The sequence below is a fragment of the Oceanobacillus locisalsi genome (genome assembly GCF_042675985.1).
In the GTDB taxonomy this organism is placed as follows: domain Bacteria; phylum Bacillota; class Bacilli; order Bacillales; family Amphibacillaceae; genus Oceanobacillus; species Oceanobacillus locisalsi.
In genome coordinates this window covers 1-13,336 of sequence record NZ_JBHTKK010000029.1, presented here as the reverse complement: position 1 = coordinate 13,336, position 13,336 = coordinate 1, and the positions used below count along the sequence as shown (strand labels likewise).

The following is a 13,336-nucleotide window of genomic DNA, read 5'->3' as shown; positions in this document are numbered from 1 at the left end:
TCTATCTACTAGTAGGTAGAATGAAATTGTCTTATAAAACAATACGAAAGCGAGGAATTAAATATGCAATTTCAAAATAAAACGGTCATTATCACTGGCGGAGGTACCGGCATCGGCCGAAAAGCAGCAGAATTATTCTATAACGAAGGTGCTAATGTCATCATTAATGGTCGCAGAGAAGAGGTATTGAAAACAACAGCCACAGAGATTGATCCAACTGAACAAAAAGTAAGTTTTGTAGCAGGAGATATAAGTAATCCTGAAACGTCGAAAGATCTGGTTAACAAAGCTGTTGAATTATTCGGCGGAGTTGATATACTGGTTAACAATACTGGAAAGTTTGTTCCAACTCCATTTACCGAATATACGCCGGAAGATGTGCAATCTTATCTTGATGTCATTGTTAAAGGAACGCTTTTTACTTCCCAAGCAGTTATCCCGGAAATGAAGAAACGTGGACAAGGTGCCATTATTAATACTGGTTCAATGTGGGCGCTTCAACCGGTAGAAGCAACCCCTTCCGCTGCTTATTCTGCAGCTATGGCTGGCAGGCATGCAATGACTAAAAATATGGCGGTTGAATTAGCAGCAGATCATATTCGGGTAAATGCGGTAGCTCCTGCTGTAGTGGAAACGCCAATTTATAATAATTTCCTTTCTGATGAGGAAGTCCCGGAAGTATTAGATTCATTTAATGAATTCCACCCTTTGAAGCGAAATGGGCAACCAGAAGATGTAGCAAACGCCATTTTATTCTTAGCAAGTGAATCAGCTTCTTGGATCACAGGAACAGTTATGCCTGTAGATGGTGGAGCTACAGCAAGGCTGCGTTAATAATAAAGATAAAGGTGATTGAATGGCCAAAAAAGAGAATACGGAAACAAAAATTATTGAAACAGGGGAAAAGCTCATTCAAGAAAGAGGAATAAATGGATTTAGTTTTGCTGATATTGCGAATATAGTAGGAATCAGAAAAGCAAGCATCCATTATTATTTCCCAACAAAAATGGATCTTGTGAAAAGTGTGTTAGAACACTATATGAATCAGTTTTTTACTTCCTTAGATGAACGTTGCTCTAATCTTTGTTCCCTTGAAGAGATGCTGACTGCATATACCGAACAATTTAAGGACAACTTACAGGAAAATAATCAAGTATGTTTATGTTCGATGCTGTCCATGGAATCATTTTCTTTGGATGATGAATTGCAGCAAGAGATCAATACATTCTTTAATAAAAATGTACGATGGATTCAAGAGAAACTAGAGGAATTTCATATTCCAGAAGAACAGGCAAGTATAAAGGCAAACCATCTATTTGTAGTGGTTCAAGGTCTCCAATTGATTACTCAAAGTTCCAGAGACATCTCTTATTTTGATTCCATCATTTCTAAAGAGATTCATTCCATTATTTCAATTTGAGAATGGTTGGTGCCCCGTGGTGAAAAGGTATTGCATTTAACCAGTTAAAGTATGTCACGGTGTGCAGAAAATATCGTATTGATTCCAAAAGTTAAATTCAATTATAGTATCATGAAAAGATGATGTCTAAACGCTCATTATAGACATCATCTTTTCATTTAAACAACGAAAGAAAGTTAAAAGATGTATTCCACTGAACGTTTACAAGAATTGGAGAAATCATTTTACTATCGATTAACGCTAGAGTGATAACGTTCCAGAAAGAAGCGTGCTATGTAATGCATGAAATAGCGGTGGCTTCCCATTTTGAATTGATTCATTCTTTGCTTTACTTATATAAGATTAGCTTGGAGAGGTTCAGCTAATCAGATAGAAGTCATGAACCTATAGAACCTTGGTTAAAAAGGTGTACTTATGAAGAGACAGATCGGGAGAAGAAGGTGTTTATTTTGGCGGCTGAAAAGAACGATTCGGCGCAAGGGTATATAGATAATCCAGAAAGACAAAAGCAATTATATAAACGTACCTTGATTATTATCGTTATTTCACAAATGTTTGGCGGAGCAGGATTAGCTGCCGGGATAACGGTAGGTGCACTACTTGCTGAACAAATGTTTGGTACAGATGCTTTTGCAGGAGTTCCTGCTGCTTTATTCACTTTAGGATCAGCAGGAGCTGCATTGGTGGTAGGAAGACTTTCCAATCGCTTCGGAAGACGGATGGGGTTGGCGACAGGTTTTATAACGGGCGGAATTGGAGCAATAGGTGTAGTGCTTGCCGCTGTTTTAAATAGTGTTGTTTTATTATTCGCTGCTTTACTCATATATGGTGCAGGTACTGCAACCAACTTACAGGCACGTTATGCTGGTACAGATTTGGCAACGAATAAACAACGAGGTACTGCTGTAAGCATGGCGATGGTTGCTACAACTTTTGGGGCCGTTGCTGGCCCGAACTTAGTGGATGTGATGGGGGATTTTGCACGGTCTATTGGTGTGCCTGAATTAGCTGGGCCGTTTATTTTATCGGCAATCGCCTTTATATTGGCAGGTATTTTCTTATTTATCTTTTTACGTCCAGATTCATTCATGATTGCGTTAGAAATAAATGCAAATAAACATCATAAGGCACAAGATTCTCATATTCAAAAGAACCTGATTCATAAAAAAGGAATAATTGTCGGGGCAATCATCATGGTACTGAGTCAAATTGTGATGATTGCCATTATGACAATGACTCCTATTCATATGGGAAACCATGGACATAGTCTGCGAGCGATAGGACTCGTAATCGGTTTTCATGTCGGTGCAATGTATTTGCCGTCACTCATTACAGGAGTACTTGTAGATAAGGTCGGCCGTACTGTGATGGCAATTGCTTCTGGAGCTACGTTGCTTCTTGCAGGAGTTGTCGCAGCCATTGCTCCTGGAAGTTCTTTATTTTTCATGACAGTGGCACTGATTTTGCTCGGTTTAGGATGGAATTTTGGTTTAATAAGCGGTACAGCTTTAATCGTTGATTCCACGGAGCCTGAAACGCGTGCGAAAACGCAAGGAACAGTGGATGTGTTTATTGCATTAGCTGGTGCAAGTGGAGGTGCAATGTCAGGAATGGTAGTTGCTGGTTCAAGTTACGAGTTGTTGTCGCTTGTGGGTGGTGTTTTATCTTTGATACTTATTCCTATTGTGATTTGGTCTATCAAAGGGGAAAGAAACCGTTTAGAGAATAATACGAAATAAAAATGATCCATAACCATAACGATATAATTAGCTAAATTTTTTCAGAGGTAAGAGCTGCTTATTTCCCTGTTTCTTGTAGATAAACAGCTTTTTCTAAATAACTATCAGAAAAAATAAAAAAAGATTTCAAACTATCGAGATGCCACTATGTTATAATATCAATAAACGAGCGATGGAAGAGATGGATGAAGATAATTATAAATAATATAAAAATGACTAAAAAAGGAGAAATATATGAACGGACTTAATGGAAAGAAAGTGGCTGTTGCTGCAACTCGTCAGGCAGAAGCAATCGATACGATGATTCGTAAACAAGGTGGGAACACCATTCAATTACCGATTCAAGGAGCGTATCAGCTTAATGATTCGATTTGTGAGCACGATGTAAAAACACTGGTTGAAAACACATTTGACTTAATAATCTTAACTACCGGAATAGGAGCAGAAACGCTAGAACAATCTGCACAGAATCTTCATATCCATCATAGCTTCATAGACAAACTAAAAAGCTCAAAACTCGCGATTCGCGGTAGTAAAACGACAAAGTGGCTGAAGCAGCATCAACTGACACCAAGCATTCTTTCTGCAGATGGAACAATGGAGAATTTACTTGAATTGTTACCTCCTGCAAAACAGGGTGAAGGAAAACAAGTTTATTTACAGACATATAATGAAGACGATGCGTATTTAAAAAGAAGTCTCGAGCAGCTCGGTTATGATGTTTATTTATCTAAACCATATTCCTATAAAGAACCAGCCCAACAGGTTTTATCGACACTGAAAGAAACAATCATTCTTCAACATGTAGATGCTGTTGTTTTTACTAGTAAAACACAAGTGCGAAACCTATTTATGAAGAATGACAAGGAGGAATTGGCAGCAGCCTTTAATCAGAGAGTTTTAGCAGCGGCAATAGGAAAGGTGACTGCAGCTGAGTTAGAGAAGAATGGTGTCGACAACGTATTCCAGCCAATGAAACCCAAAATGGGAGCAATGGTTGTAGAACTAAATAAACAGTTCTCATAGAATACGAAGAATACCACACACTTTATTATCTGTTCTGGAAAATTATCCTGTTAGTAATGACTAAACATAGAAACACATCAAAAAAACCTGGCGATTTCAAATAAAATCACCAGGTTTTTAATATTTTAAGTAAAGTCAGTTTCCTTCTTTACGGGTTCATTTTCCCCAAGTCACCTATCCTATTTTACATTCCCTTCAATAGGAAACATCTTTTGCAATATGAAGAAATTCCTTTACAGCCGGTGACGCTTCCGCTATAGATTGGCAGGCAAGTGCTATTTCACGGCTGTTTTGAATCGTTTTAAACAAAAATGGGCAAGGTATTTATGAAATGAATAGATAAAAGAACCCCGACGTGTCAGAAAATCGTTGGGGTTCTTTTACCGATGATAAAGTTTTATTCCTGAATATGTACATTCGGACATCGCTTTTTTAACTCCGTAATAAATTCTCTTCTATACTTTGGCGAAATTTTTACACTGCCAAGTATGGCTGCATCGTAAAATAATTCAAGACCATTTCGGGCAGATAAAATGCGATAACCAGTAAAGATATCTGTTGTCGGTGAAATTTTTCTTATGCTTTGATAGGGGATTTTACTTTTGAGTGGTCCGCCTTTCACTAACAGATAATTGTCATAAAAAATATACTTGATTGAAAAAGACATCCATAACAAGGATCCTGCTACAATAATACAGATAGCAGTCATTATTATGACGACGGCTGTGGATGCCTCATTATCAATGAGTGGAGGCAGCAGCGTTACAGCACCTATTAATAAAATCACGATGGACATAAACGTTACGAAAAAACCGTCTACTTTTGAACGAAAAATCATGGCGCAATCCCACCTTTCTTGCAGTTGCTTTCCAGGTATATTTTCTTACTATTTCTACCCAACTATTATAGAGTGTTTTTCTCTTTATTTCATTCATCCCAATGCAGATTTTGCTCTTTCATCAATAAGGTCATCAATTGCATAGTGAGGAATAGTTGTTTATTTTTATGGTTTCAAATAAAAATTAGCATTTTCTACATATACACAGCAACGCATCCAACCTCAAAAAAACAAACACAGTTTTATTTTTTAAATCCCGGGAATAGTTCTAATAACGAAGCCATGATTTTGGAGGGGGTATTTTGAAAAAAATAGGCGTTGTTTTCGGACTGTTTTTATTTAGTTTCGTATTGGCGGCATGCAATAATACAAATGAAACAGATTCTGCAGATGAAACACCGTCAAACAATGAGGCAGATTCAGAGGAAGATGTAAATGAGACAGAATCAAACAACCCAGAGGAGGGCGCTGCATCTGATGAGAACCCGGCGGAAAACGAGGAGGCAAACGACCATTCCGATAACGAAGCAGAAGAACAGGAGTATACAGAAGAACAAGTCTCCGGTGATTACCTGATTCATGCCGAGTGGCTGGATGGAACAGATTTATTGCTTTACTTCACACGGACAGCGGATGAGATGACACGGGAGGAGCGTATACATCAATCATTAATGGAAAGTGATCCTTCGCAACGTGACTTGTTCTCTGCTACAACTAATTTTGAGGTCGATGGAACAGAGGCAAATTTATATTTTAACGAAGATGATGATTTAAGTATGGCATCGACGGAGTCAGCGATGTTTTGGGAAGCGTTAAATGAGATCGGTTTCCGATATGGATTAGATGAATTTAATCTTTTTAATCAGGATGGAGAGAGAGGACTGGTTTTTGCTGAAAATCAATGGCAGGATCCTGTTGACATCGAACAAGAGCCCAATCGTGGATACTATGTTATGTCTCCAGAAGAAACAGAGCGAGGGGAACACACTTATATAAGCGGCGCTGTAGCGGAAGAAGAAATCTTTGCGGAGGATGGCGAATTGCTTGATTTCGGGCAGACTGTTGAAGCGATGACTACCGCCACGAACGATGACGGGTCTTATCGCTCCGGGATTTACGAAGGCTTGGAAATCGAAGAAGCAAGGATTGATGAGGATCAAGCCACTGTAACGTATCATATCAATGACGGAGCAGAAGCGTCTCAACAAGAGCGTGAAGATTTTGAACAAGTCCTTCAATTAGCTGCACTTGACTTTCAAGTCGAGGAACTTAAACTTGTGAACGAAACAGACCAGGTTATTTCCGTTTACCCATTGTTGGAGGAAGGAAGCGACAATACAAATAACGCAGAAGATAATAATAACTCATCCAAAGAGGCATCGGATACAAGCGAGCAAGAGGAAAATACCGAATTGACAGAAGAAGATGCTACAAGCGCAGTGTTTGATTATGTGGATGAGCATGAAGACGTTTCTCGGGAAGATGTGAAAACCATGGTCCATGAAGATGAAGATGGGTATTTTAATATTCAAGCATTTGTATATGCAGGAGAAGATGATGAGGTGCAGATGACAAACACGATAGGCTGGTATTTGGTAGATAAAGAAACGGGTGAGGTGGAAGAGAAAGAACTCGAATAAAAAAGAATTTATGGAAGTAATCACCGCTATTGCGAGAGTTTGTTGACGTTGAATCTGAACTATGAAGGGGGGAGTATGTAATTTGTTTCATAAGAAATCAATTATGTACTTCCTTTTTTTAAATAAATTAAAAATATTGGCATTATACATTGACAATGACAATGATAATCATTATCATTCAGTTATGAGGTTTCTCTATCAAATCGTTTTGTTAATTTCTCAGCTTGCTCATTGTGTTACCCCCAACCAACATATAGAGACGTTAGAAATTTGATAGGGATTTCCTCCATTTTGTAATAGCGTATATTATAAAGCAATGCCAAGATATACAAAAACAGCGAAATGAAGAAGTGGATAAAACAAGTACTTTCATAAACTTGACTTGCCATTTTGTTTTGTTACCATAATAGATAATCGAATAATTCAAATTTTCTACCAGGGGCGCCATAACGGCTGAGATAAATGTACATTTAGCACCCTTAGAACCTGATCTGGTTAAGGCCGGCGGAGGGAAGTGGAATAAGCAGCAATCACACGCTATTTTTATGTGCGTATATTTTATATGTCAATATTCCTTCCGCTCGTCTTTAGAAAAGATGAAAGGGAGGAATTTTTATGAAATTTACAGAGGAATTACGTCATGCAACGAAAGAAAGCTGGGAGAAAAGTTTAAATCATCCATTTGTGCAAGGTATTGTAAAGGGAGATTTACCGCTGGAAACATTTAAGTACTATATTCTGCAAGATATTTACTATTTAAAACATTATGGTAAGGTGCACGCGATTGCTGCATCCCAAGCAGAAGATTTTAAACTAACTGCTCTTTTAGCAGATAAAGCGCGTTTTACAGCAGAAGCGGAATTAACTGTACACAACGAACACGCGAAGATATTACATATTACAAAAGAGGACATGGATAATTTTAAACCAGCTCCAACTGCTTATGCATATACGTCGCATTTATATCGGGCAACAATGTCTGGAAATTTGGCACATACCATTGCGGCAATATTACCGTGCTATTGGTTATACGCGGACATCGGAAAAGAGAATGAGCATGCAACACCAGATCTGGAAATTTATCGTAACTGGATTAACATGTATGCAAGTGACAGATTCCAAGATTCAACGAATGACATGATTGATTTGCTCAATACCCTCGTTGAAGATATGAGCGACAGGGAAAAGGAGAAAGTTAAAGAACAATTTATTATAGCAAAAGAGTATGAACTCCGCTTTTGGGAAATGGCTTATACATTTGAAAACTGGTTTTCTGAAAGTAAGAAATGAATAAGCTTTAAGTGAAAAACAAGTTGTATAGTATAAATATAATATTCCGTCTAGATATTTCTATTGGATCCAGCGGGAGATAAACATCAATACCAAAAGAAGCTGTGCAGCAAATTGTAACCGCTATACAAACACGTCTAGAAGGGCGAACCAAGCCTTTGGCGGTATCTCTGGATGAAGGAAGTGGTGCAGGAAAGTCTGCGGTAGCGGCTAAAGTAGCTGCGCACGTGGGGCAACTGTCATTCAGTATAATGCGTTTTTTGATGCAACAATTTACTTTTTTCTGTTTTGCGTCCACTGGCATCCGATGATTTAGTCGTGACGAACCGATAGTTTTATATGGATAGTCGCATACGCTAGAAGAACATGACTTTACAGAACAAAAAATATTTCTATTTTTTCATTTTCTTTACAATTATATTAAAAAATAGAAATATCGATAGAATCCAAGTTTATAAGTTAAAAAGAAGGGTAAAGAGTAACTATCACATGGAGAGGAAGGTGTTATTATTAAGTATATTTTTTCGATTATTCTAGCTTTGGCAGGGTTCGTGCTCTTTGCCGGAACGGCATCTGCGGAGCAACATTATGAAGTGCAGCCGGGGGATAACGTGTACCGTATCGCACAAAACTATCAAGTAGATGCTAATGCTGTTATTGCAGCCAACCCATCTATTTCGGATTCCGCTTCTATTGAAGCCGGGCAGACAATCAAAATACCGGATGAAGCAGGAACTCCTTTTACCGTGACAGCTTATACAGCTGGAGAAGAATCTACGGGTAAAGAACCAGGGGATCCTGGCTATAGAGTAACAGCATCCGGTGAAGAAGTAGAGGAAGGAAGAACCATCGCATGTCCAGAATCTCTTCCTTTTGGAACGAAAATACATATCCCGGAGTTGGATGAAACTTACGTGTGTGAAGACCGGGGAAGTGCTATCACAAATGGGCATTTAGATATTTATAAGGAAGATTTAGATGATGCACTGGAATTTGGAGTGCAGGAGCTTCAAGCTAAAGTTTGGACTTATTAAACTGTAAAATGAGATTTTAAGAATTATGTATGAATATGCTTCCTGTAATTTATTACAACAAAAAAGCAGCCAGCCAGTGAACTATATTTAGGCTGACTGCTTTTTTGTTGTGATGTCTCATAATAACAGGCTGAAAAACGAATATTTACTTTGATAAATGAAATACATTAACAAGAAAGATGGGTGATATCGTTATTAATAATTTCACACAGTTTTAAAAATGACTTAAAATATTTGTAAGCGCTTACCGATAAATAATAATCTTCAATGATTGAGGGACAATTTCGAAATCATTTATTGTTATCTATGAAATAGAATTGGATTCTTGTTGGTATTTGAAAAACCTTTAGCAGGATGCAATTATTCTTTCTATCCAAAAAAGAAAATGCATGAAAAGGATAATTCATCCATTTTCAATAAAATCAAGGAGGATTTCATATGACAAAACATTATGATGTAATTGTAGCTGGTGCGGGGTCAATGGGAATGGCTGCGGGATATTATTTGGCGAGGCAGGGAGTGAAGGTATTGCTCGTTGATTCTTACAACCCTCCGCATGATCAAGGGAGCCATTATGGGGAAACCCGAATCATTCGCCATGCTTATGGGGAAGGAAGAGAATATGTGCCGCTTGCTCTTAGATCACAGGAACTTTGGGATGAACTCGAAAAGAAATCTCATCATAAAATATTTACTCAAGTTGGTGCAATAGGGTTTGGACCTAAAGATGATGCACCGTTTATTGATGAAGCTATTACAAGTGGAAAGGAATATCATTTAAATGTTGATTATTTAACAGGGACACAGATAAAAGAGCGATTTCAAGGTTTGCGTATACCAGATGATTATAATGGTTTTTTTGAACCTGATTCTGGAATATTATTTAGTGAAAATTGCAACCAGGCATATAAAGAGCTGGCGGTGCACCATGGAGCAGAGGTTTCATTTAATAATCCGATTATTGATATCAAGGCTTATGAAGATTCTGTTACAGTGATTTCGCAAAACGATCTATTTACATCAGATAAGTTAATTATCAGCGCTGGATCCTGGAGCGGAAAATTAGCTGACAAAGTAGACCTGAATCTTCCCCTTGTCCCAACCAGACAACCTGTCGCCTGGTTTGAAGCGAATGAAGACCTATTTAATTCAAACGTATTTCCTGTGTTTATGGTAGAAGTTCCATCAGGTGATACAAGAGCCATTTATTATGGATTTCCAACTTTTGGCGGTTGCGGTTTGAAAATTGGGAGACACGATTATGTTAATGCAATAGACCCAGATACAATGAATCGGGAATTTGGGTCTGATGAAAACGACCAGGGTCATTTACGCGAATTCCTGGATCAATTCATGCCGGAAGCATCCGGAGCGTTAAAGAAAGGGTTGATTTGTTTATACAAGAACTCCAGATGGTCACTTTATCATTGATAAACATCCGGTTCACTCTCATATCTCCATTGCTGCCGGGTTTTCAGGGCATGGGTTCAAGTTTGCCAGTGCAGTAGGGGAAATACTATCTCAACTGGCAGTGTCCGGTGAAACGGGACACGATATATCCATTTTTAAATTGGATCGTCCAAGTCTTAAGAACTCGGTACAATAAAAACAAATAGCGTAATCTCGGAATTGGTTTTGCAGGGTGAAAAAAACAATTCCTTTCTCCTTTTATTTGAAACGAATAATAATGTAAGGTAATACAATATTGAATGAACGCTATTTCCTGTTTTTTAGAATTGGATATTCTAGTATGCTAAAGAGAACTTCCTAATTACGGGAAGTTCTCTTTAGCATATTTAAAGTACAATGATGGACAAGCTTAAGTTTCAAATAACTCTTGCTATCCAGATAAACTAATGAAAGAGAGAAATGAAATGGCTTTTACAAAAGTTAAATCTATTTTAAGTAAACTTGGTATCATTTGTTCAAGATAGAACATTTTTTCGAATAAGCGAGCTTATTGACATATGTCAGAAGCACATTCTGCGCAGATAGAAATGGTTCAAAGAGGCAAGAAGATGTGAATTTTCAAACCAAGCAGAAAATAAAAATGATACGACAGCTTTGTTATAAAAGAAGCATGGTTGTCAATACTACGGAAGCCGCTTAGCTTTTGACAATGCATCTAAATGTTTTATTTATATATATAAGGGTATTAGTATAACTAAAATTTATGAAAAAGAGAGTCTGATTTAATTTCGCAGCCACAGAATATCATAAAATAATTTTTGCATGAAATAAGTTACACATTTAAAAAAAGATAATTACCCCCTATCCAAGAAAGGTGGTGACTGGTCATGGGACTATCTCAAATTATTTTTACAATAGTGTGTATGTTATTAATTATTTATGGTTTGGTTAGTATTTTTTCACCAAAAACAGCCTGGAAGCTATCATTAGGGTGGCAATTAAAAGATGCTGAACCATCTAATTCAGCATTAATTGCGAACCAAATTGGTGGCGTTTTCATGATTGTTGCTGGACCTATAATGATCTATTTAGTCATTAATAATATATTATAGAGCAGGAGTTTTGTACGGAAAATGAAAAACAGGCTTAAGTTTCAAATAACTCTTTCCAGGGTACTGCTATCCAGATAAACTAATGAAAGAGAGAAACGAAATGGCATTTACAAAATTTAAATTTATTTTAACTAAACTTGGTATCATTGCTAGTTTATTGGTACTAACAGGCGCATTTGTTTTGCTTTGGCGCTCATTTTTTTCTAGTGGATATGGTACTTATTCAGGTCAAATTTCATTTTACTTGCTCACATTTCCTGTTGCATTATTGATTTTAGGTGGGGCAGCTTTCATTATTTTACTCCTTCTTATTTGGAAAAAATCTGCATTATTTTTAAAAATGATTTGGGCGGTCATATGTATTTCCTTTTTCGGAATAGCACTTCTTTCTGGGGTTCAAAACCAATACTATGCCGATCGTATTGGCGTAGAAACAGCCTTGATGGGTAACTATACATTCTCTTTTTCTGGTACAGATACGTATTCCGATTTAGAAGAAGATGTTGTTTATAAAACTGCGGTAGATGAAGATTTATTACTGGATGTATGGGATACAAAAGTGAATGATGAAAATCGTCCTGTTATCGTAAACATTCATGGCGGTGGATGGGTCGGCGGGGATAAAAGTGATGTTTCCTCATGGAGTAAGTGGTTTAATTCGCAGGGGTATGTTGTATTTAATGTGGAATACAGCCAAAATGGATCTGACATGTGGCAAAAACAAATTTCAGATACGCATGCTGCGCTAAACTGGATTGTTGAACATGCGGATGAGTATCAGATAGATGAAAACAGAATTAATGTAATCGGATCTTCTGCCGGGGGTCATCTAGCATTGTTAACGGGGTATACGGAATTAAACGAAAACAGCCTAGTTACCAGAGAAATGGATTCTGATTCCGCCGTGGAAATAAATTCTATTATTAATTTATATGGACCATCGGATGTGTTACAACTCTATGATGAAAATAATAGCAAAGAATTTATTCAGCCACTGCTCGAACAACTCATGGATGGCCAACCAAAAACAGAAGAAATCAAACATCGTTATCAGCAGATGTCTCCTGTTCAGTATGTAAATGAAACTTCTGCACCTACGATTTCATTTGTCGGATTAAAAGATAAAGTGGTACCTGAGGAGCAAATAGAGAGACTGCATGAAAAACTCGATGAAAATAATATAGACAACCAAGCTTACTATTTTCCATTTTCTGATCATAGTTATGACACTAACTGGGAAAGTATAGCTACTCAAACAACCAGACAAAAAATAGAAGCATTTTTAAATCAATATAATTAGTATGTATCGGGAAGAAGGAATCTCTTATCAATGTGAAAATATATTGATAATAATGTCTTTGGAAAAGACTTTGAAATGAATGGCAGTGCTTTTATGCATCAGCAGACTGTATTTAGTACACCAGTTAAGCCATTATAATTTAATACTTTTATTTTTTATCACTATCTAAACCGCAAAGTAAAAGGATGTTTTTTAAATGAATACGGCTAATAGGGTCATGTATATTATTTGGGTAATTTATCTTGCTCTGATTTTTACCATTTTAATGGTTAATAATTACTCGGTGAGTGATACCCCTGAAATATTATTTCCTGCAATATTTATGGGATTAGCCATACTATTTTTGATTCAAGGGATTATTAATATGAATCAAAATAAAAAAATAGGAACTATCAGAGTGATAATCCTGAATTATTCATACCTGCAGATTAAAGAATCAAATTAAAATTTTTGGTTCATGATTTCCTATTTTTAAGCGAGAAAAGCTAAAAAATTCGTAGACAGCTGAAGGTAAATGGTATTTCTAA

At 37.1% G+C, this 13,336-nt stretch carries 13 protein-coding genes and 1 riboswitch; of the genes, 12 read left to right on the top strand and 1 reads right to left on the bottom strand.

Features of this window, described 5'->3' with window-relative positions:
- Positions 1-63 precede the first annotated feature (63 nt).
- From ACFQ19_RS17670 to ACFQ19_RS17655, 4 genes are all read left to right on the top strand, one after another.
- A complete protein-coding gene (locus tag ACFQ19_RS17670; protein ID WP_379593998.1) occupies positions 64-834 on the top strand; it encodes an SDR family NAD(P)-dependent oxidoreductase in 771 nt (256 codons plus the stop codon).
- Between the two features lie 22 nt (positions 835-856).
- Positions 857-1,420, top strand: a complete 564-nt coding sequence (locus tag ACFQ19_RS17665) for a TetR/AcrR family transcriptional regulator (RefSeq protein ID WP_379593997.1) — start codon at positions 857-859, stop codon at positions 1,418-1,420.
- A gap of 449 nt (positions 1,421-1,869) precedes the next feature.
- Positions 1,870-3,159, top strand: coding sequence for an MFS transporter (locus tag ACFQ19_RS17660; RefSeq protein WP_379593996.1), 1,290 nt, complete (start codon positions 1,870-1,872; stop codon positions 3,157-3,159).
- A gap of 234 nt (positions 3,160-3,393) precedes the next feature.
- Positions 3,394-4,185: a uroporphyrinogen-III synthase gene (locus tag ACFQ19_RS17655; protein ID WP_379593995.1), complete on the top strand. Its 792-nt coding sequence runs from the start codon at positions 3,394-3,396 to the stop codon at positions 4,183-4,185.
- Positions 4,186-4,582: 397 nt separating this feature from the next.
- Here ACFQ19_RS17655 and ACFQ19_RS17650 read toward each other — a convergent pair whose 3' ends face one another.
- On the bottom strand, positions 4,583-5,023 hold the full coding sequence (locus tag ACFQ19_RS17650; protein WP_379593994.1) for a PH domain-containing protein: 441 nt from the start codon (positions 5,021-5,023) through the stop codon (positions 4,583-4,585).
- Positions 5,024-5,325: 302 nt separating this feature from the next.
- Between ACFQ19_RS17650 and ACFQ19_RS17645 the strand changes: the two genes are divergently transcribed.
- From ACFQ19_RS17645 to ACFQ19_RS17610, 8 genes are all read left to right on the top strand, one after another.
- On the top strand, positions 5,326-6,663 hold the full coding sequence (locus tag ACFQ19_RS17645; protein WP_379593993.1) for a hypothetical protein: 1,338 nt from the start codon (positions 5,326-5,328) through the stop codon (positions 6,661-6,663).
- A gap of 427 nt (positions 6,664-7,090) precedes the next feature.
- Positions 7,091-7,193, top strand: a riboswitch (TPP riboswitch).
- Between the two features lie 85 nt (positions 7,194-7,278).
- On the top strand, positions 7,279-7,953 hold the full coding sequence (gene tenA / locus ACFQ19_RS17640) for a thiaminase II (protein WP_379593992.1): 675 nt from the start codon (positions 7,279-7,281) through the stop codon (positions 7,951-7,953).
- 551 nt (positions 7,954-8,504) lie between these two features.
- Complete coding sequence (locus ACFQ19_RS17635) at positions 8,505-8,987, top strand: LysM peptidoglycan-binding domain-containing protein (RefSeq protein WP_379593991.1); 483 nt, start codon at positions 8,505-8,507, stop codon at positions 8,985-8,987.
- Between the two features lie 438 nt (positions 8,988-9,425).
- Positions 9,426-10,418, top strand: a complete 993-nt coding sequence (gene solA, locus ACFQ19_RS17630) for an N-methyl-L-tryptophan oxidase (protein ID WP_379593990.1) — start codon at positions 9,426-9,428, stop codon at positions 10,416-10,418.
- The gene (locus tag ACFQ19_RS17625) at positions 10,411-10,593 is read left to right on the top strand and encodes a hypothetical protein (RefSeq protein ID WP_379594026.1); all 183 of its coding nucleotides are present in this window, start codon (positions 10,411-10,413) and stop codon (positions 10,591-10,593) included. Before solA ends, ACFQ19_RS17625 begins: the two co-directional genes overlap by 8 nt.
- A gap of 691 nt (positions 10,594-11,284) precedes the next feature.
- Entirely contained in the window at positions 11,285-11,509 is a 225-nt protein-coding gene (locus tag ACFQ19_RS17620; protein WP_379593989.1) for a DUF6199 family natural product biosynthesis protein, read from the top strand.
- A 100-nt stretch (positions 11,510-11,609) separates the two neighbouring features.
- Entirely contained in the window at positions 11,610-12,809 is a 1,200-nt protein-coding gene (locus tag ACFQ19_RS17615; RefSeq protein ID WP_379593987.1) for an alpha/beta hydrolase fold domain-containing protein, read from the top strand.
- 196 nt (positions 12,810-13,005) lie between these two features.
- Entirely contained in the window at positions 13,006-13,254 is a 249-nt protein-coding gene (locus ACFQ19_RS17610) for a hypothetical protein (RefSeq protein ID WP_379593985.1), read from the top strand.
- Positions 13,255-13,336 lie beyond the last annotated feature (82 nt).